The 20,237-nt window shown below is 48.0% G+C and carries 16 protein-coding genes; 1 reads left to right on the top strand and 15 read right to left on the bottom strand.

Annotation, left to right across the window (positions count from 1 at the left end):
• Positions 1-4: 4 nt before the first annotated feature.
• The 4 genes from DHAF_RS13920 to DHAF_RS13935 all read right to left on the bottom strand — a co-directional run bounded on the left by DHAF_RS13920 (position 5) and on the right by DHAF_RS13935 (position 3,318).
• On the bottom strand, positions 5-712 hold the full coding sequence (locus tag DHAF_RS13920) for a hypothetical protein (protein ID WP_015944224.1): 708 nt from the start codon (positions 710-712) through the stop codon (positions 5-7).
• Positions 713-1,020: 308 nt separating this feature from the next.
• On the bottom strand, positions 1,021-1,587 hold the full coding sequence (locus tag DHAF_RS13925) for a hypothetical protein (RefSeq protein ID WP_015944225.1): 567 nt from the start codon (positions 1,585-1,587) through the stop codon (positions 1,021-1,023).
• Between the two features lie 84 nt (positions 1,588-1,671).
• Complete coding sequence (locus DHAF_RS13930) at positions 1,672-2,499, bottom strand: ATP-binding protein (RefSeq protein ID WP_015944226.1); 828 nt, start codon at positions 2,497-2,499, stop codon at positions 1,672-1,674.
• 42 nt (positions 2,500-2,541) lie between these two features.
• Complete coding sequence (locus DHAF_RS13935; RefSeq protein ID WP_011459806.1) at positions 2,542-3,318, bottom strand: DnaD domain-containing protein; 777 nt, start codon at positions 3,316-3,318, stop codon at positions 2,542-2,544.
• A gap of 205 nt (positions 3,319-3,523) precedes the next feature.
• On the opposite strand from DHAF_RS13935, the gene DHAF_RS13940 reads away from it, so the two are divergent.
• A complete protein-coding gene (locus DHAF_RS13940) occupies positions 3,524-4,114 on the top strand; it encodes an HD domain-containing protein (RefSeq protein ID WP_005811706.1) in 591 nt (196 codons plus the stop codon).
• A gap of 13 nt (positions 4,115-4,127) precedes the next feature.
• On the opposite strand, the gene DHAF_RS13945 is transcribed toward DHAF_RS13940, so the two are convergent.
• The 11 genes from DHAF_RS13945 to cooS all read right to left on the bottom strand — a co-directional run bounded on the left by DHAF_RS13945 (position 4,128) and on the right by cooS (position 20,230).
• Positions 4,128-5,840 (bottom strand): MBL fold metallo-hydrolase RNA specificity domain-containing protein, encoded by a 1,713-nt coding sequence (locus tag DHAF_RS13945; RefSeq protein WP_015944227.1) that lies wholly within the window; start codon positions 5,838-5,840, stop codon positions 4,128-4,130.
• Between the two features lie 83 nt (positions 5,841-5,923).
• Positions 5,924-6,562 (bottom strand): response regulator, encoded by a 639-nt coding sequence (locus DHAF_RS13950; protein ID WP_015944228.1) that lies wholly within the window; start codon positions 6,560-6,562, stop codon positions 5,924-5,926.
• A complete protein-coding gene (locus tag DHAF_RS13955; RefSeq protein WP_015944229.1) occupies positions 6,559-7,740 on the bottom strand; it encodes a sensor histidine kinase in 1,182 nt (393 codons plus the stop codon). Before DHAF_RS13955 ends, DHAF_RS13950 begins: the two co-directional genes overlap by 4 nt.
• 55 nt (positions 7,741-7,795) lie before the next feature.
• Complete coding sequence (locus DHAF_RS13960; RefSeq protein WP_015944230.1) at positions 7,796-9,175, bottom strand: hypothetical protein; 1,380 nt, start codon at positions 9,173-9,175, stop codon at positions 7,796-7,798.
• A gap of 862 nt (positions 9,176-10,037) precedes the next feature.
• Positions 10,038-10,832, bottom strand: coding sequence for a methyltetrahydrofolate cobalamin methyltransferase (locus tag DHAF_RS13965; RefSeq protein ID WP_015944231.1), 795 nt, complete (start codon positions 10,830-10,832; stop codon positions 10,038-10,040).
• A gap of 64 nt (positions 10,833-10,896) precedes the next feature.
• Complete coding sequence (locus DHAF_RS13970) at positions 10,897-11,865, bottom strand: acetyl-CoA decarbonylase/synthase complex subunit delta (RefSeq protein ID WP_015944232.1); 969 nt, start codon at positions 11,863-11,865, stop codon at positions 10,897-10,899.
• Positions 11,866-11,888: 23 nt separating this feature from the next.
• Positions 11,889-12,644 (bottom strand): ATP-binding protein, encoded by a 756-nt coding sequence (locus DHAF_RS13975; protein ID WP_005811722.1) that lies wholly within the window; start codon positions 12,642-12,644, stop codon positions 11,889-11,891.
• Positions 12,645-12,665: 21 nt separating this feature from the next.
• Complete coding sequence (locus DHAF_RS13980) at positions 12,666-14,582, bottom strand: ASKHA domain-containing protein (protein WP_005811724.1); 1,917 nt, start codon at positions 14,580-14,582, stop codon at positions 12,666-12,668.
• A gap of 34 nt (positions 14,583-14,616) precedes the next feature.
• On the bottom strand, positions 14,617-15,939 hold the full coding sequence (acsC, locus tag DHAF_RS13985; protein ID WP_005811725.1) for an acetyl-CoA decarbonylase/synthase complex subunit gamma: 1,323 nt from the start codon (positions 15,937-15,939) through the stop codon (positions 14,617-14,619).
• A gap of 73 nt (positions 15,940-16,012) precedes the next feature.
• Positions 16,013-18,193 (bottom strand): acetyl-CoA decarbonylase/synthase complex subunit alpha/beta, encoded by a 2,181-nt coding sequence (gene acsB / locus DHAF_RS13990; protein WP_005811727.1) that lies wholly within the window; start codon positions 18,191-18,193, stop codon positions 16,013-16,015.
• An 18-nt stretch (positions 18,194-18,211) separates the two neighbouring features.
• Positions 18,212-20,230: an anaerobic carbon-monoxide dehydrogenase catalytic subunit gene (cooS, locus tag DHAF_RS13995; RefSeq protein WP_011459810.1), complete on the bottom strand. Its 2,019-nt coding sequence runs from the start codon at positions 20,228-20,230 to the stop codon at positions 18,212-18,214.
• Positions 20,231-20,237 lie beyond the last annotated feature (7 nt).

Consider the following 20,237-nt stretch of genomic DNA (forward strand, 5'->3'; position numbering starts at 1 on the left):
CAAATTACGGAGAGCCAAAAAACCTGCCAAAACGCCTTAGAATTGCCATCACATCCTCTGAGGAGAGATTAAAGGATTGATTCTGTCCCGTTCTCGGTTTTGGGACCGGTTTCGCCCCTGTAGTCTCCGGCGGGACGACGCAGCGCACCAAGATAACAGCCAATAGGGCCAGGATAAGAAAGGGCAATGCCCCTCTTAAGCCCGGAAAACTCAAGATCGGTACATAAACAAGCAGGGTTGGCGTGTACACCTCATTTGCATAATCCACAGATATAAAAATAGCTGCATAAACCGGACTATCGGGGGGCAGCTCCGTGGGAAAGGCAAGTGCGCCGGTTCCGTTGGTGGTGTTATTAAAAGCGGCTCCCTGATTGGATGGTGCAGCTTTCTGCCTGGTGCCTAAATATTGAATTAAATTCTGCAGTTCCTCGATAGGTATCTGGAGCTTTTGTCCTCTGGCCAGATCAAGAACAGGCAATTTCTCGAGATGAAAAATATGTTTTGCCAAAAGCAAGAGAATTTGGGAGCCCAGGAGAACCCAAGAAGCCTGAAACAAGCGACTGATAATGAGAGGTTGAACAAATGACAAGACAGGGCTCCCCGGCATAGCGCTGATACGGGTTAGAAGGGCAAATCCCGCAATAATATTTTGCAGCCCACCATCTTGCGGCGTATCGCATTGATCAGAAATTAGAAATTCATGGAAATTCATTTAGTCACCCTCTCCCCTCTTTAGCAATATATGGTAATTGCTATTGTCCTGTTCGGAAATTTGGCAGCCGGAGATGGTTTTTCTGCAGGAATATACTTCTATGCCTATTATGTCCCATTAGAGAAGAAATAGAAAAAGAGGTACAAATTTTTTGCACCTCAACAATTTTTTTATAGTATCATATTAGAAGTTGTTATCATGTTCGATATCATTATCATGTGCGATACTTATACCATTCTCGATACTAATATCATAATTGATATTAGCATCACATCCGATATCAATATTGCATTTAATAATTCATTATCTTATTTCGCAGCGTTAGGCGCTTTTACAGTGGAATCTACATTAAAGAAAAAACTGGCCTCAGTGGCTTGGGTAATGCCCCCTTCTGCATTGGGCTTAATTCTCAGGGTGATTTTGTGCTGTCCGGCAGTGGCGCTTTTACCGGCAGCATCCCCTAATGCTTTAATATCCCGGAAGGCTACTCTTGCCGTAGCGCCTGGATCAAGCGAGGGCAGTGTGCCAATTTTGCTGACTTTCTGCGCGTTATCTCCTACTAATGACACTTCCAGCTCAACAGGTATATTCGCCATCTTCCCGCTTGTTGTATTTTGAACCGTGGCAATGAGGTCAAATTTGTTGGCATTGATCACTTGGCTGGACTTAATTGTGACGGTTCCATAAGTTAAATCCTGGGTAAAAGAACCGGGTTCGACGGCAACTCCCAGCATCTTTACTTCTGGGACAGGCCCATTTGCACTTACTTGTGCCGTTTTCCAGAGGGTTACTCCAGCAATCCCGATTAAGCAGACTAACAAAGCACTTAAAATCAACGTAAAGTATTTGCGATTAATCGCAATAATTTTGGCCATTTCAGGCACCTCCATTCGGATTCTTCTCTATGAAAAAGTATGCATGTCCTGAAGAAGACATGCATACTTTCTTTAACTTATTTATTATTTTTTTCGTTCTTTTTCTCTATCCTGATATTGGCGCAGCCGAATATCCTGTTCAACATGCATTCTGAAGATCCGGCAGGATTGAATGAGCCGCGAAGTGGTTCGCGCCCCCAAATGCTCTTCCATCTCCTCTAAAGACAAATTGGAAGTGATCACCGTCGGCAGCTGCTGGTTCAAACGATAATTAATAATAGAATAAAGACGATTGCGAGTCCAGTCGGTGTAATTATGGGCCCCCAGATCATCCAAAATGAGAATAGGAATTTCCCGGGCCGTATCCAAAAGATCCAATTCATTCTCATCGGTTTTATAGGTGGCGCGCAATTGGTCCAAAAGGTCCGGAACAACCAGGAAAAGGACTTGATGCTCCTGTTCCATTAAGGCATTGGCAATGGCTGCCGCCAGAAAGGTTTTCCCGGCCCCCACCGGCCCGATCAGGATCAAACCTAAGCCATGATAATCGTCGAGGCAACGGGCCACAAACTCCTTTGAAGCATGCAAGGCCGTTAAGGCTCCCTCCAGATAACTCCGGTCCTGGGGATTGGCTTGGCTCAGATAATACTCCTGTCTGAAGGCCTCAAAACGGCAATTAAGCAAGCCACGGGCCATGCGCGCGTGGCGGAACAGGTTCTCCATCCGTTTTTGCCGCATACAGGCACAGGGTCGCGCCGATTCCCCATCGAAAATTATCCCCCGGTCTTCACAGAGGGGGCAGTTTACAGACGGCTTGAGCTGGCTATGAGCTGCCGGCGACTCAGATTGTTCCCGTTTATGTTTAAGTTCGTCAAGATAACTCTCTTGCATAATATGTTTAACGGATTTCATGGGCGCTCTCTCCCCTTTCATTACTCAATCATGGCCATAAGCTTAGGAAAGGTAAAAATCCTCATACTTACCCGGAGATACTTTCCGGGCCGGCTGTTGCTGTGGAGTCTTTTTCCCTCGGGATTTCTCATGCTTTGCTTGGAAATAGGCATCATCGGCCTCAACCTCATGCAGAGTTCTTAATCCTTTCTTTTCCCACTCTCTCAAAATGGAGTCAATATAGCGGAAGTTGCGAATGCCGGCCATGACGCCGCGCTTAAAGGCGGCCAGAATGAGTTCTTCAGAGAATTTTGAGGCAATCCAGGTCTCGATGACCTCGCACTCTATCGAAGTCAGAGGGCGGCCTAATTCTTGTTCAAAGGTTTTGATGATCTGGCCGATGGTAGTGTTGGGAGAGGATAAGCTTTCCTGCTGGTTAAAACGTTCTTTTTGCTGACTCTGTTCGGCCTCATAGCGCTTCACTTGCTCAATGGCCCATCGTTCTGATAATTCATCGATAAGGCCGACAAAGCTGTAGGACATGGTAGATTTCCCCGCTGCAGAATCCCATTGCTGCTCAAGAGAAAGATAATTGCGTGCCATTAAATGAGCTATCATCTCCTCCACCCGGGTCACATCAAGATTCATGCGCTGAGCTAAAAGCTGGGAAGAGGGATAAGGATTACTCTCGATTTCTCCCATAATTTGAATAATCAATAAGGCCTCGATATGGCTGATCTCCAGTTCAGAATAGTGATTCAGAAAATACTTAGGCACTCCTACTGTACCGGAAAAGAAAAGAGCTTGTACAAAGCTCCCAAAAACATTGGCTCTAGGCACGAAATTCACTCCTCAAGCGATTAATATAACCTATTACTACGAATTATCGAAACTTCTTCCTGATATTTGCCCTATTTAAGACAATAAGGCTGATGAGCGCGAAAAGATATAGGTAAATAATACCATTACCTGCAAAATTATGAAGGACTCCATTGACTCTTTGGCGTATATATAATTATACAATTTTTAGGAGGTCGATATCAATATGGAGCAAAGAAAAGAACTTGTTCATATCATTAATCAATCCGGTGCTCACCCCGCCTGGGGTTTAAAGCACTGCAACCGGGTCTACCTTCTGGCCAAAGAACTGTCCCAGCATCTGGACCTTGATGATGACATCCTCTTTTTTTCAGCCATGCTTCATGATACGGGAAGATATCCCGTCTATGCCTTAGCCAATGTGGACCATTCTCTTCGTTCCAAAGGGGTTGCCGCCAATATACTGCAGCGGATGGCCTTTCCCAGCGATAAACTGCCCATTGTCCTGGAAGCTGTCGAATCTCACATGTACTATTCCGAGCCGGGCCGCAGCGACGAAGCCGTTTATCTAAGGGATTCGGATATTCTGGATAACCTGGGCAATATCGGTATCACCCGTCTATTCAGCTTGATCGGCCAGGATGAGTTGATCCGTACACCTGAAGATGCCTTGGAGCGGGCCAGAACCTTTGCTGAAGCCTTACCTAATAAGGTCTATACGAAAACGGGAAAACGGCTGGCAGTAAAACGCCGAGAGGAGATCTTAAGATTCCTCTCCGGCATCAGGAAACAAACTGCTGAGTTTGTGAATTTATAGGCTGCTTATCGCCCTACTTCTTTTTCTTGTTGTCCATATCGTCCAGCCAGCGGGTGATGGTATCGATAACAGCTAAGGTATGCTCCAGATTATTCGACCGCCTTCCGTTATCCACCAGAACCTTTAAACGATGGCGAAGCCGCTGCATTGCCCTATTAATCTGAGCCTGAGTAATCTTAGCCTGACCGGATTTTCCCCTGCTTAAGGTCGGAAGCTGAGCTACTTCTGCTCCGCCATGAGCCATAGCCTGCCTGGTTTCTGAGGCTTGTTGGGCTTCCGCCTCGATGACCTGCAGCCAGGGTTTTGACGGCGGATAGGGGATAACTTCCCTGTTCTTAATTTCCAATACTTCGCCCAACTGGGGAATCCAGGGGATTTTCCCAAACTTCTCTTGAATCTTCTGGGCAAAGGTTTTTTGGACATCAGGTTCACCGTGGACTAAGATAATATTTTCGGCATCCTCACCCAGACAGGACAACCATTCCAGGAGCTGGGGCTGATCGGCATGGGCTGATAGACCTTCCATGCGGCGGATATTGGCGCGCACAGCCACCTTTTCCCCATGAATGGTTACCTCTTTGGCTCCTTCAATAATTCTCCGCCCCAACGTTCCCTGGGCTTGGTAGCCGACAAATAAAACGGTGGCATTTTCCCGCCATAGGTTATATTTGAGATGATACTTAATCCGCCCGGCGTCAGCCATACCGCTGGCGGCAATGATGATGGCGCCGCCCTGAATAGAGTTGATGGCCATGGAATCTTCGCTGGTTAAGCTATAATGAACATTGGGCATCAATAAGGGGTGCTCACCCCTTTGGATCATATCCAAAGTCTCCTGATCGAAATTCTGAGGATTTTCCTGAAAAATCTTGGTCGCGGCGATGGCCAAGGGACTATCCACATAAATAGGCATCACCGGAATCTCGTTTTCAGTCTGCAGTTTACGTATATAAAACAAAAGGTCTTGCGTACGTTCGATAGCAAAAGCCGGGATGACAAGGTTTCCCCCTGCTTGGTGAGCCTCGCGAATGATTTCGGCTAAATGCTGAATGCGATTGGCCCTGTTCTCATGCTGGCGATCCCCATAAGTTGTTTCGACAATGACAATGTCTCCGCCGCAAATAATCCGGGGATTCTCAATAAAGGGCTGCTCGGAATTCCCCACATCCCCGGAGAACACAAGGGTCTTCTCCAGTTCACCTTCCTTGACTGTCATTTGGACAAATGCCGAACCCAGGATATGGCCCGCATCGTGAAAGGTAAAGCTGATCTCCGGAGAAAGCTGAGTGCTTTGATCATATTGAGCCGGTGTGAAGAATTTAAGGGAATCCTGAGCATCTTGGGCAGTATAAATGGGGGTTAGCAAATCCTGACTGGCCCGTTTCAGCTTGCGGTTTTTGCGCTCAACTTCCATCTCTTGAATATGACCGCTGTCCGGGAGCATCACCGAACACAATTTTATGGTTTCCGGGGTGGCATAAATTTTTCCCTGAAACCCATATTTGATAAGCTTCGGAATTAAGCCCGAATGATCCGTATGAGCGTGGGTCAGGATCACGGCATTAAGTTCCGCGGGATTATAGGGAAAATCACCATAATTCAGCTCTTTCAAGGCTTTTGAGCCTTGAAAAAGTCCACAATCGATCAGGACTCGATAGCCTTCGGATTCAACCAGATAAGATGATCCGGTGACGACTTGAGCGGCTCCATAGAAATATAGTTTCATGAAATCCTCCTGTTTTAAAGCAAGCATTCACCCCGATCGCGTTTGCAGAGCTGACTTTGCTTTATGAACGTTCAATCCGGAGCTTAATCCAGTTGAACAAGTTTAAGTTTCACTGCTTTGAGCGCAGCTTGGGTGCGATCCTCCACCGCCAGTTTGCGAAAAATACTGGAAAGATGATTTTTGACGGTTTTTTCACTGATGAATAAGGCCTGTCCAATCTCACGATTGGATGACCCCTTAACCACATAAGTTAGGATTTGCAGTTCTCTGTCACTTAATCCACAGGTATCCCTGTTCTGGGTAGGATGAACAAGCTGCCCCAGCAATTTACCGGTGACTGCAGGTGAAAGAATCGGCTGGCCCGAATGGACTTTGCGAATGGAATCGATCAAGGTCTTGGGATCCACATCTTTCAACAGATAGCCTGCAACCCCCAATTGAAGAACCTGAAATACTTTTTCATCGGAATCATCCACAGTCAGCACCAGAATGCCAATCGTCTCGTTTTCACGGCGAATGACACGACAGGCTTCCAAACCATTTACCCCAGGCATATTTAAATCCATTAATAAAATATCAAAATCCAAGGTGCGTGAAACATTAATCGCACCTTGGCCGTCTCCTACTTCACAGACAACTTGGATTCCTTCTTCAAATTCAAGAATTCGTCTTAATCCCTCACGAAGGAGCGGATGATCATCTGCGATAACGACTCTTATCATTCCCATCCCTCCTCATAATTCGGCACAATGAGCTTCACCGTAGTCCCTTTCTTAGGAATTGAGGTAAGGATTATTTGGCCATTGAACATCTCAATTCTCTCTTTCATCCCTACCAGCCCAAAGTGGTCACCGGGATTGGCAAATGCCTCCTCCACATTGAATCCGATCCCCCGATCCGTGATTTGAATCTGAATTTGGCATTCCTCATACTCGATAAGGACCCTGGCCCAATCAGCACGGGCATGCTTGGCGATATTTGTCAATCCCTCCTGAAGGGAACGGAATAAGGCTACCTCCACTGCCGGCAATAAACGTCTCTCTTTGCCGATCACTTTAAAATCACAGGTCAAATGATAGGTTTCCTGAAATGTCATGAGATACTTTTCCAGGGCAGAAATAAACCCATGATTGTCCAGCGCAATGGGGCGCAGGTCAAAAATAATCCGTCGAATATCCTGCAGATTTGAACGGACCAATCCTTTAAGATCCGTGATCTCTGCCCGCACTCGAGTTGGATCCAGTGCGAGCAGTTTTTCAGCAATTTCTAAGCGTAAAACAATATTGGCCAGATTTTGAGCCGGTCCATCATGAATCTCCCGGGCAACCCGACGTCGTTCTTCATCTTGAGCCCTGATGATCTTTTGGGCAATTTCCTGCCGGTGTTCGGGATTATTGTTTTGACTCAGTTCAGAAATTCCACCATGCAAAAGATTGATCGCCATGGTTACCTGATTGAGTAAGTTTTCGGCTCGCTCGATAGTCTTCTCCATCTGGATCAGAGAACGTTCGATTTCATCCCGCCGTGCCCGCAATTGCATCTCCTTGGATTGCATAAGTTGAAGCTGAACCTGGACATCCTTCGTTTCAGTATAAGATTTTATCATCTCTTGCTCAGAATGATTGCCAAATTCTCTGCTTACTTCCATTAAGCGTTGACGGAGCCGGCGCTCTAATTTTTGGTATTTATCCACCTCGGCAATGGTATAGACAATTTCTTCCTTGAGCTGAGCCAGCTCTTGAATAAGCCGCTGGGTTTCTGCACGTGTCGTTTCTGCTATGTAGAAAATCTCTTCTTTGCTTGTCTCAATAGCTTTTAAAGTGTTGCTCATTATGAGACCCAATCGGTCTGCCACTCTCGTCCCTCTCTTCACCACAATACTCTTGGTAGTATTCGACATGATTTCTGTAATCTCCTACTAATTTTGAGCAAAATTGGTGCTGAAATTCAATCTTTTAACGCAGTACGCGTCGAATTTCCCGTTCTAAACGCCGCGGGTACATTAAATCCTCCTGACTACAAGCAAAGACCTTATAGCCTTGTTTTTTCATTTTTACATTTATCTCTTTTGTAAGGCCGTCTTCTAAAGACGGGTCATCCTCTGATATCACCCGAATGAGTATATTATCTATTTTAGCAAAAAAGCTATATTCATCAACCGAGACATTCCATTGAATCGCTGCATCTCCACAGAGATGCTTGAGAACTTGAGCAAGAGCTTTACCGCTCTGAGGAATTTCCTGGGGCGCGGCTGCAGGTTTGACTGGCGGCTCAATCACAGCCCGATTATTTTTCTTTTTATTGGCATTGAAGCGAAATGGATCCCTGACCGGCGGCACACCATGACTTTTCACTTTTACCGGTTCATTTTCTTTTGGCAGGGCGGTCAAAACACTCAGAGACGGCACAGCTTCCTCGTGAACCTCATCTTTTGAGTCAGGTTCAAGGTTTTCCAGAGGTTGGGTATAGACCGAAGTATATTCATCAATGACACTATGAGATTCCAGCAAGAGCTGCTTTAAGGACTCGTCAATAAGTTCATGAAGGGATTTGGCGATAGGATCTGTCAGGGGTTCGCCGATCACTTCGTCGATTGCATCATCGATACCTTTGTCCATTTCGTCCGGGCCCGGGGCTGGGGCTGGGGCTGGGGCTGGGCTTGGGTTTGAGTTTGGACTAAAGCCAAGCTCATTTGAACCTGATTTATTTTTAATATCCTCACTCAATTCTTGATCCAGAGGTTCCTGCTTCATAAGCTCTTTCTTCTCATCAACCTCGGTGTAAGTGGGAGGGGGTTCTGTATTCGTCGCCGGTCCCTTGTTAAGAGGCTCTTTAGGGCTCAGAGTTTGTGGTGAATCCGTAGTTTTCAACACATGCTGCTTAAGTGAAAAAAAGGAATCCAATTCCTTCGTTTGTGCTCCCCCGCCATTAAGGGGCACCTTGGAGCTGGGCACAGTGATACCTTCCGCCTGACTGCCCAGGACCCTTAAATGAGCCAGCGGCTGGGGAAAATACTCCTGTTCCTGCATTTCTACGTTTTGTAGTCCTGCACTGATCATATCATTCATAAGCCGGTAAAAATCAGGAAAATTCTCTATGACCCGATGGTCCGGTAATCTCTGTTCCACCAATTGGCGAATCCCATCCATGAGCACTTCTTTCGGTAGATCGAGCATCTCCTGAAATGATGATGCGATTTTTTCAATGGCCTGCCTGCCTTGATGAAATTCACCATCAGCTTCGTTTCCCGATAACAGATTCACAGTAAGTAATTTTTCCACGAATAAGTCGATCCATTCGCGAATTTCTTGATCCTCTTTGAAAAAGGCTTCCAAGATTGTCCACCTCCGCATACATCTTTTCCATGATAGCTATGCGGTTTGGCGGCAGAGTATGTCTGATTTTTGGCCGGAAAAACAGCTACTTTATGCAGATTCTCTTAGGCAGGTGTCTCCAGGATTTTGATTTTACACCGGTCGCTCCATAAGCTGCGCGGACAAAACTAACGCAAAAAGCCCACCGCTCCGTCGGGTACCCGGCCAAATCGCTCCTGCTCAATGGCCGGTTGGAAACGTCCTGTTTCCAACCCGACTCCGCTGCAGGCTTTTCGCGAAGTTTTGTTTCCGCTCGCTTAAAGTCGCTTCCCTTGTGTAAAATCAAAATCCTTGGGCTGCTTTGCAGGTCAAAATAAGTAGAGCGTTGTGGAAAATGCAGGGCAAGTCGCCTGATCTAAGCCGCTTTTTCCGTCTTTACCGGCGCCGCTTGCGGCGGCATGGCCGGCTATCTCAGGGAATGATTCTGAAGGCGGCCTCAAAAATACTCAAAGGCTTCCTAAACGCAGTGCTAAAAGAGACCTGTAAGACGTAGCTTTACGCATAAAAGGGAACGGCTTTAGCGAAGGAGCGTTAGGGGCAACAAGGCTTTCTTAACTTAGCGGAGCCACCGGTTCACATCAGGTATTACCCTGAGGTTTGGCGGAGCTGTTGAGAAGGCGAGTTGACCAGCTCTGGAGCTATAGAGTGACCGTTGTGCGTAGAGCTACGCGACCCGGACAACGCCCTTCATCTAGCGTGATACCGCCATACCACATGAAAGCCAGCCAGCGCACACAAAAAGGAGAGCCCTGCTCACCTTAAACGTGAGAGGGCTCTCCCAGGCGTGCCGTTGACGGCATCATAATTGAAGCACAGACTCTTCCTACCGCTGGCGGAAAACCTTCAGGTAAGAATCAGCATAGATGCTCTTATTTAAGAGGATTTGACCGGTTGCAGCTACGTCAACCAAATCGTCATCGTTGGCATCCATAATCGCCGCATCGAGGCCGGCAGCCATAGCCATGGCCAGATAGGTGCGATTGATCAGATGGCGGTCCGGAGATTTCTGGGACACGTTGGAAAGGCCCAGAACGGTTTTCGGGGCTGGGTTGGACAGGGTTTTGACCATTCTGATGGCTTCCAAAACCTCAGGTGCGTGCTCTTGGGCAACATTACAAGGCAGGATCAGGGGGTCAATATAGAGTTCATCGGTAGGTAAGCCGAATTCATCCGCTGCAGCCACCAATTCCATGGCGAAAACAATACGGTTTTCGGCATCTTTGGGAATCCCTACTTTATCCATGGTCAAACCGATTAACGATGCATTATATTGGACAGCCATGGGGAAAACCCGCTCAATCTTGTCACGCTCGGCAGGAACTGAATTGATCATGCCAGGGCGTTTGAGATGCTTTAAACCGGCTTCAATGGCATCATAGTTCGTGGAATCCAGGCACAGAGGCAGGTTGGAGACTTCTTGAATAACCTTAACCATCCACTCATAGGCTTCAGGACGCTCCTCTTTGGGAACTGCCGGACCGGAGTTAACGTCAAGGTAATGGGCTCCGCCTTCTTCCTGTTTCAATGCCCAATGTTGAAGGGGCTTGGCATCCTTATTGCGAAGAGCGTCTCCGATATCCTTAAACATTCCATTAATCCGTTCACCAATAATAATCAATTGAGCCACATCCTTTCATATTTAAGAGATAATCCCTGTCGGCCGGATAGATCGACACTTCCGATTAGGCATTCATCTCCATGAGATCAGCTATATTCTGTTGAACAAGTTTAACGGCTGCAGGGTTTCTCATTAAGAGAATGCTGGCACCGACTTGCAAAAGCCCGGCCGCTGTTAAAGCTTCCCAGAGGATTGCTCTATCGTTCAGATCTCCCCAGCCTGGGAACTCTTCTTCAGCGGCATTGGCTTCTTTAGCACGGTTTGCTTCATAACCTACTGTACAAATCATCGGCATAGACAGCATCTTATCATTGGCTAAGGATCCTAACCGTGCCCGTTCCATGATCGAGTAAGCATACTCAATACCATACCCCAAACCGCCGATCATAGGGTCAATCACGATACGGTTCAGGGGCAGGCCCATTTCCGAGATTAAGATATTCAGCTGCTTGCAAATGTTAATGTCCAGCGGTGAACGGGCGATAAGATTATGCTTATGCACCATGGCGGCTGCGGTAATGGATTTGTAATTATCTTGTTCAGCGATACCGATTAAAAGATTCTCACCTGAAGTAGCTTCGGCGACTGCAGCCAATACTTCATTATCCTTTTCCGGATCTTCGCACCCAGCAACGATTAAAGGAACACCAACCGCGGCTAAGACATCCTTCACCACTTTAGCGCATTCTTCAGGGCTGCGATTCTCACCTTCCGGATTAGCTCCGATCAGTTTGAGATAGATCATATCGGCATTGTATTCTTCAACGCATTTCTTGGCCCAAGCTACAGGATCATTGATCACATCACCATATTGACTTTTGACAATATCGTTCCATGCGGGAGGAACATCGGTGACTTCCAGGGCGATAGCGGCACGATTCTCCACTTTTCCTTCAAAATGAAGAAACGGCAGGGTGGAGTCTCCACCTACTTTAACAACAGAAGTACGGGTGCCACCTTCCGCAGCGGTTGCACCGATAACTACTTCTCCAACTTTACTTTGGTATCTTTCTTTGACGAGGGCTACGGCCATTTGAACCTCTCTCCTCTCTAGTTTCATTTAAAGGCTTTTTTCATAATCTTTTCTACTGCTTGAACGGCAAGGGAGTCATCCGGCAAAGTATAGAGCGGACGCCCCTCCAAGTCATGGGTCACTACCATAGGATCAAGGGGAATATCGCCGATCAATTGCAGACCGGTTTTTTCAATCTCTCCTGATAAAGAATCCAGGCTTCCCTCTGTGGTTTTCGTCACTACCAGGTACACCTCATCGACCGCAGAGCGCAACCCTTTAATCAGTTCGTAGACTCTCCCCGCCGAACGAATCCCTCGTGCGGAAGAATCACTGATGACGAACATCACGTCCACACGGGGAATGGTTCTCCTGCTGATATGCTCAAGACCCGCTTCGGTATCCACTGTCACATAATCATAATTGTCGCCCAGGGTCTCCAGATACTTTCTGAGCAGGTCGTTGGGATAGCAATAACAGCCGGGACCCTGGGGCCCTCCCATAACCAGTAAATCAATATCCTGAGACTCAATGAGGCTTTGTTGGAGTTTGTATTCCACAAAGACATCCTTGGGCATCCCTGTGGGAATGGCCTTGGGATTCTTCGTATCTTCGAGAAGTTCGGAAATCGTTGCTGTGACCTCGAGGCCAAGAGCTTCATTCAAGTTGGCATTGGGGTCTGCATCCACCGCTAGAATGGATTTACTCTGCAATCCTTTGACCATTTGACGCAGTAAAAGAGCTGTGAAGGTTGTTTTGCCTACTCCTCCTTTACCTGCAACTGCAACATATTTTGTCATGATTCTTCCCTCCAATGCTTCCTAAAATGTTCCTTCTACAGAAGGAAATAACGATAAATCAGTATGGGGCAGGAACAAGGCCGATACAAACTCATCCATAAAAGTGGTGCCAATGGACAGTTCAATATAGGTCATCTTGCGGGCAAGATCGGCAGCCTCGTTCCAAGCCTTCTGCGAAAGCAAGGCAAGACGTGCCCCTTTAACAGAAGAATTGCCTATGAACTCAAACTTTTCCTGAGGCAGGTCGGGAAGCAGGCCTATTTCTACCGAATCGTGAACATTGAGGTAATTGCCGAAGCCGCCCCCAATGACGATTCGCTCGATCATATCAATTTCCAGGGCCACTGTTTGCAGCAATGAACGAATCCCTGCATAGATCGCCCCTTTAGCCCGAATCAGATTCTTCACATCATTTTCGGAAATGACAATGTCCTTATCTCCCCCTGCCTGATGGGCCCAAGCCAAAACAAACTCTTTATCATCCTCGGTGGCACGAATCCGCGCCGATTGGGAAGGATGTTCCAATTGGAAGTTTCCGGCACGATCGATAATTCCTGCCTTGCGCAGCTTGGCCAGGCAATCCACTAATCCCGAGCCGCAGATGCCAACAGGAGCAATCTTGCCGACCACTTTCAGCTTGACATCAAGGCTTTCCGGATCAATGTCCACCCGCTCAATAGCACCGGGCATAGCTCTCATGCCAAAGAGAATTCCTCCTCCTTCAAAACACGGTCCGGCCGAGCAGGCACAAGAAACAAGCCAATCCTTATTCCCCAGCACTATCTCCCCATTGGTTCCGATATCGATAAATAAAATAATCTCATCGGAGTTGGCCATATCTGTGGCTAAAGCACCGGAAACGATATCTCCGCCCACATAACTGGCCACTGAAGGATAGGTATGAATGAGTGCCTCAGGAAGAAGTCTAAGCCCTATTTCCCGCGCTGATACCGCCGGTGTGGAATTGACGGTTGGGATGTAGGGTTCTAAGCGAATATAACGGGGGTTGATGCCTAAGAAGAGCTGCGACATGGTCGTATTGCCGGCGATCACCGCACTGGCTATATCCTGGCTGGTCAGGCTTTGCCGCTCAAGTATTCCATCAATAAGGGCATTGACGGTATCCACTACGGCTTTTTGAATCTCAGCCATGTTCTCCTTACTATCAACCGCATAGACAATCCGCGAAATGACATCATCCCCAAATTGGGCTTGCTTATTGTAGGAGCCTTGTTTATCCACGATTTCTCCGCTATCCAGATCGACCAAGTAGACAACCACGGTGGTGGTACCCACATCAATTGCCAAACCATAGCACGGGCGGTCATTGGCAGGCTCCACATGGAGCACAGTGTACCCTAATTCTAAATCCGTTAAAATAACGGATAGGTCCCAATGTGCCTGACGCAAGGTTTCCGGCAAAGTTTGCAATACGGATAAGGGAATGGTCAAAGGTTTATCGGATTGAAGCACCCGCTTTAACTCAAGGGACAAACGAGCCCAGTCGCCGGCATTATCCGTTAGGGTAGGTTCAGAGCAACGAATATTGACCTTGCGGGCCAGGGGATGATACCCATAATAAGTTAACAGATCTTTACTGGTTTCTGTGAGCAGCGCTGCATTGGCATTCTCAAGAAGAACCTGATGTGCTTGTAGGCGTGATTCCGGTGGGACCTCAACGGTCAGATCCCCTTCAACAAAGGTGTGGCAGCTTAAACGCACCCCACGGCTCAGTTGTTCCGGAGATAAATTTCCCGTTCTTTCACTTTTGGCTTCACCGGATATCACCGTAACTTTACAGGCACCACAGGTACCTTTGCCGCCGCAGCTGGATTTTATAAAAATACCTGCCTGAGAAGCTGCTTTGAGCAGGGAGGTTCCTTTTTCCACCTCAATCACTTGCTGATCCGGCATAAATTTAACCTGGTATTTCTCCATGGTGTCCTCCTCCCCCCTCCATGCCGTTGCAACCTTACATTGCCCGTGTAAAGGAAACAATACCGCTGGATTCGCGGGGTCCGACGATGACTTTCCAGCCGGAAATCTCCTGTAATTTTCCGGAGATAACAGCCACATAGCCGGGAATGATCAAATTGCGATGGTTTACTTTATCCCCTACACCGCTCTTGGCCAAGATGTCCGCGATCTTTTCCGGTTCAAATTTGCCTGCTGCATAAGCTGTAAGCACAGAAGTACCATCTGTATCGATGGGGAGAATATAGCTGGGAATCTTGCTGGCTTCCACTTCTCCCTCAACGCTGTAATAGGTTAAGGAGAAGTTCGTCGTAATATAAATCGGTGAATTCTCGTTGACTTCACCCACTGTATGCAAAATAGGCTCCACCTGAATGGGCTTTTGCGGATCTGTATACAGATTCTGACGAAGTGCCATCAGGGGCAGGATATGAGCCTTAGCCGATGCCTTTAAGACAATGGCACTGGCATATTTGGCCACATAAACCGAGGCTTCCGTGATTTCGGCCAGCGGTTCTGTTTTGCTGGTGAAAGCAATCACCGGATAGCCGAAGGGTCTGAATTTCTTTTTAATCGCCAGGCGGCGGCAATGAGTCAGATTAGCAAGAGTCTGGCTCGGTGTCCGGGCGCCCGGATCGAGGACAAATTCTTTATAGCCAAGTTTTTGAGCATTTTCCACTAAGGCAGCTAAAGCATCCAAACCATCCGCCTTGATGATAACGGGAACATTATGCTCTTTTGCTAAGTTGACAACCGCCTCATAATTGGCTTCGGTAGCCGAGCCGATCAGAGGTTTGCGGCCGGCAACTCCAGGTAAAGCGGCTTTCAGAGCATCGGCGTTGTCGCTTAAAAGCAGCAAAGAACGCTCAGTTCCTGCGGCCACTTGAGCGACTACTTTAGCAAATTGCTCCGGGGAGCCGGAGGCCTCGATCACAGCCACTCCGTCGATGGTATAATGCAATCCCACCCGATCAAATTCCAAGCCTTCTATTTCCTGAAGCTTCCCTTGAACTTCTTCATCGGATAACGTATCGGCAATCTCAATCAGCAAGGTGGTAGGATGATAAAAGGTTTTATCGTGACGGAAAAGAACCGTTTCATCTCCTAAAACCGAGCCGTTGCCGAATTTGATAGCCTTAATCGGTGGTGCCGATGCGGAATCCAGGGCTTCCCGAGCTTCATCGGTAACATAAGGGCAAGCATCCAAGGATCCTTTACCGGAAGCCAATGCCATCGCGAAAGCGAGACAGGTAGGAGTACCGCACTCACCGCAGTTCTTCTTGGGGAGTTGTTTATAAATTTCTAAGCCTGTTAAAGCCATAACAGTGACCCCTTTCCATCATTACTTTTTCTCACCGGAGACAGAGCATAATGCTCTGTCTCCAACATTTATCTTACATTAATGGGTCCAGACTGAAGCATGGGTGTCCATTTTCTTCGAGGAAGGGAATGATCTCTTCCACCGTCGTGCCGACGCTCTCATCGGCAATCTTATCGATAAAGTCTTCGCCTAAACCTTCGTCAATCGAACGGGCTACAAGATCTTCTTTTAAGAACTCCTTCAGCTCTTTAGGCATCCAGACAATCCGCGAGATGCCGCCGTCAGCCGGAATAAACTTCCTGCTGATAATATAGCTGCGGCCGATTCCCATAAAGCCTGGTGTCTGCAAGCCGCCGCCAACCGTTCCGGCCAGGGTCGAGAAGGTCATGCCGCAAGGCGTCATGCCACTATGCTCACGGGTAGTGATCATCAGGCCGTTGGCCTCAGGAACAATGGCCATAATCGCCTCGAAGCAACCGCAGGATGTCATGGGGCGGTCCATCAAGGTATAGAGATTGACTTCTTCAAGGGTATTATTGGAAGAAGGCCGCAGATAATCATTGACGCTCTGCCACATTCCCTTGACTTCATCAATAGCCAGACCCTTAGGAATAGGCTGGTTCGGGCCGGTTGGGGTGATTTCGAAGGCTGCTTTGGCATCAAGCCAGCTGACAGCACCGCAGAGACCAACCCGTTCCGGGCTGACAATGCAGACATGATTAGGAGCAAAGGACTGACAGAGGAGGCAGGAATAGAATTCTTCCACATTCTCGTCGGTCAGGCTCTTCAAGCGGGCATCCCGTGCCCGATAACGCTCCCGGGCCTTGACCAGATTTTCCTCGACGGCTTGTTGATCCGTATAGATGGTAACCTGTACCCGGTCGACAATAGCCGGGAATTCCTGCTTGAATTTAGCCAGCAGCAATTCACCGATATGCTTCATTAGGAAGCCTTTGGCCCGGGCATCCTTGGAAATACGCACCCAGCAAAGATCACGCTGAGCGACGTGCCAGACTCCTTCACCATAGTTGGTAAAGTAGTGGATCCGGCGCTCCAGAACCCCTTCAAAGTCCTCCTGCATTTTACGGCCATAGATATCCACCTTGATTCCCAGCGGGAGCCGGCTTCCTTCCGGTACCGTATCGATCTCCGGTCCAATGACGGTTACCTGACCGTCCACAACCTCATCAGGTCCCACCATGCTTACCAGCTCGAAGGCAGTAGTTCTGCCGCCGCCAAACTCCACATAGGTATCCCCTTTGCGGATGGTTTCCCCTTCAAAGGCCGGTCCGAAGTTGACCGGAATGGGAATCTCGATATTGGTCAGCTTAATTCCCCGCACCTCAAGGGCCAGAGGCACGATCTTTTCATAATCAGGCTCGGAGAGATACCAGTCTGGAATCTGCATATCTTCGCCCAGTTCCTGGTCTGTCAGTACAGGGAAGCCCATGAAAATGGCTCCCATCTCAGCGGCCACTTTAACATCATCCAGCTCTCCGAGATGGAGCACAAAAGCCCGTACCCGGCGATGCTGATAATCACGATGCTGCTCTCTTTGTCCGGCGGGAATTCCCCCGAAGGCCAGGCCGGCCCGGAAGGCATAATTCACCGCATGGATAACTTGAGTAAAGTTTCCTAAGGGGAAGGCAATATAATCTTCACCGATCTTCACGTTTTCTTCCAATAGCTGCTCGATGACTTCATCACAGAGGAAGAGCATGAAGCCTTTGCCCATCAGGTTATCGACGATTTTCTTGGCCGACGGGGAATCTTTAGCCCGGCCTAAGATAACGGCGACACCTGGGATAGTCCAGTCCACCATCTTGATGCCATGCTTACGCACAATAGGGTCACCCAGGAAACCGGTCCAAGGGGCTACCTTGGGCTCGTCGTTGCGCAAATAGTGGAGAATTTCAATAATCTCCGCAGCATAGAGGACGGATTCCCCCCAGAGGCGGGCATTCTCAAAGGTCAATTCCGTTTTGACCTGATTCCGCACGCGGTTAAGAAGCGGTACAAGCTCACCAAGTGTGGTTACCTTATCCCCGGAGAGGCAGGTAATAACCGGAAGGTGGTAAGCGGTGTCCGGATAGCCAACCGTTTGTTGGGGACCATAGTCTTTAAGGGCACGGTTTAAAAGAATCTCCGCATAGCTCATAGCCGTAATCGTGCCATCGTAAGCCTTACGAAGTAATTTTTTAGGCTCTTTTGAGGGATCCTTGATCGCATCAGCGTAAATTTGCTCCATGGACATAATCACTTCCTCCTTTCCTTACCACCCTTGAGCAATGGCTGTATCAAATTTTTCAGCGGTTTGCTTATGAATCTTCAGCTTCCAGCTTCTGTATTCAAGGGCATTTAAGATCTTTTGTGCTGCAATCTTCTCATCCACTTCGAAAATAAAGTTGCCGCCGAAGACATCATGGGCAATTTGGGTTGCAATGCCATAGATGAGATCGCTGCCCTCCAGATAAGGCATGGTGCCTACATGAGTCGGAATGCCCATGGAGACGCAGTAGGAACCGATAGCTACCGCTTTTTCATGCATTGCTTCAGGTGCAGAGGCAGCAAAGGGAACCTTAGGTGTATCGACACCCAGTTCTTTGGCCATAGCTTGAACCAGATCCATACCGCGGCTGTTATCCACACAAGATCCGAGGTGGAATACCAAAGGTAATTTAGTGGACAATTGAGGATTAGCTTCTTCAAGCTGTCTGATAAAGCTCTTCAGGCCTTCTCCGGCATATTCTTCCACAGCTTCCGAATTCATTAGGCCCATCTTGGCAAAGGCTCCGGCCGAGCAGCCTGTGGCTACCACAAAGACATCATTCTTCACCAGTTCCTTGAGAATGGCGACATGGGATTCATCCTGCTGACGTTTCAGGTTGTTGCAGCCGGCCATCTGAACAACACCCTTGATCTGTCCACTCAGAATAGCATCGGTCAGAACAGAGAAGGGGCGCTCAGGATTGATCTTGCCGAAAATATCGGTCAAGGCTTCGATACTGAATCCTGCCACAAGGGAGTTGCGCGTCTTGGAGAGAGCGATCTTTTTAGGATCTCTTCTCTTGTAAGCTTCAATGGCTATTCTCACTAATTTTTTAGCGTCTTCCATGGCAGTTTCTGAATTAAACGCTAAATGTTGCGCACCGGGAACCTTCATAATGGCTTCCGTGGTGATCATCTTGGTATGGTAGCAATCGCACAATTGGGTGAGGGATGGATAAATACATTGAATGTCAACAACCATGGCATCAAGGACACCGGTCAAAATGGCCATTTCCTGAGAGGCGGATGATGTGGCCAGATAGACCCCTTCACGCATCAGGAGTTCGTTACCGGTACAACAGATACCGACGATATTGACCCCTTCTGCTCCTGCTTTTTGAGCTTCTGCCTTTAACTCACGGGCAGCCCCTACCACCATTTCGGAAAGAACAGGGTTATGTCCATGAACGGCGATGTTGACCATCTTCTCTTCAATAACTCCCAGGTTCGCTTCAGAAACAATGGGCTCCGGAATCCCAAACAAAACGTCACTGAGGTTGGTGCCGATATATTCCCCCACTAAGTCGGCGAGGGAGCCTTTTAAGCCACCGAAAATTATATTAACAGGATCGGCATCCACCCCTTGAGCGGTCTGCGCCATAAGTTCCGTTACAGTACCGTCAATATTGCGCGGCATAATATTCGTATTTAAAAACTTGTTATGACGCTGCTCAATCAGGAAAGAGTCAAGGAATGCTGCCGGACGATCTTTATATCTGCCGAAATCTTCATAAGCTAATTCGGTTACGTCACCAAGAATCTCCATATTATCTCTGTTTAAGGTCTCGATTCCCAGTTTTTCGGCTAGTTTATGAAGTTTTTCCGGGGACTTAATTTCATAGTCTTTAGTCTTTCCTTCCACAAGTTCATGGGCAGTGTGCAGCACATGTCTGGCATGCTCGGAGTGAGACGCTGCTCCTCCTGCGATCATACGAACAAGGTTTCTGGAGACAATGGTATAGGCGGTTGCACCGCAAATACCTCTGCTGGCCGGTCCATCCTCCGCTTTGACCCGGCAGGGTCCGGCAAGACAAATACGACAGCAGATACCTTTATACCCGAAGCCGCATTGGGGCTGCTGGGCAACAAAGCGATCAAATACTGTCTCAAGTTTGTTTTCCTGCGCAACTTTTAGCATCTCTATGGTGCCTGGATCTGTTGTGCGCAATGGATTTTTGGGTTCCACCACACGGGGCGCGTTGGAAGGCCGTGAGGTGTGTGTCAAATCCCGATATCTTGGCATTGTTTAA

This window comes from Desulfitobacterium hafniense DCB-2 (assembly GCF_000021925.1).
Lineage (GTDB): Bacteria > Bacillota > Desulfitobacteriia > Desulfitobacteriales > Desulfitobacteriaceae > Desulfitobacterium > Desulfitobacterium hafniense.

Excerpts from the sequence above, each read along its gene's own strand:
- DHAF_RS13920 (WP_015944224.1), bottom strand. The coding sequence starts at position 712 with ATGAATTTCCATGAATTTCTAATTTCTGATCAATGCGATACGCCGCAA.
- DHAF_RS13925 (WP_015944225.1), bottom strand. The coding sequence starts at position 1,587 with ATGGCCAAAATTATTGCGATTAATCGCAAATACTTTACGTTGATTTTA.
- DHAF_RS13930 (WP_015944226.1), bottom strand. The coding sequence starts at position 2,499 with ATGAAATCCGTTAAACATATTATGCAAGAGAGTTATCTTGACGAACTT.
- DHAF_RS13940 (WP_005811706.1), top strand. The coding sequence starts at position 3,524 with ATGGAGCAAAGAAAAGAACTTGTTCATATCATTAATCAATCCGGTGCT.
- DHAF_RS13945 (WP_015944227.1), bottom strand. The coding sequence starts at position 5,840 with ATGAAACTATATTTCTATGGAGCCGCTCAAGTCGTCACCGGATCATCT.
- DHAF_RS13950 (WP_015944228.1), bottom strand. The coding sequence starts at position 6,562 with ATGATAAGAGTCGTTATCGCAGATGATCATCCGCTCCTTCGTGAGGGA.
- DHAF_RS13955 (WP_015944229.1), bottom strand. The coding sequence starts at position 7,740 with ATGTCGAATACTACCAAGAGTATTGTGGTGAAGAGAGGGACGAGAGTG.
- DHAF_RS13970 (WP_015944232.1), bottom strand. The coding sequence starts at position 11,865 with ATGGCCGTAGCCCTCGTCAAAGAAAGATACCAAAGTAAAGTTGGAGAA.
- DHAF_RS13975 (WP_005811722.1), bottom strand. The coding sequence starts at position 12,644 with ATGACAAAATATGTTGCAGTTGCAGGTAAAGGAGGAGTAGGCAAAACA.
- DHAF_RS13980 (WP_005811724.1), bottom strand. The coding sequence starts at position 14,582 with ATGGAGAAATACCAGGTTAAATTTATGCCGGATCAGCAAGTGATTGAG.
- acsC (WP_005811725.1), bottom strand. The coding sequence starts at position 15,939 with ATGGCTTTAACAGGCTTAGAAATTTATAAACAACTCCCCAAGAAGAAC.
- acsB (WP_005811727.1), bottom strand. The coding sequence starts at position 18,193 with ATGTCCATGGAGCAAATTTACGCTGATGCGATCAAGGATCCCTCAAAA.
- cooS (WP_011459810.1), bottom strand. The coding sequence starts at position 20,230 with ATGCCAAGATATCGGGATTTGACACACACCTCACGGCCTTCCAACGCG.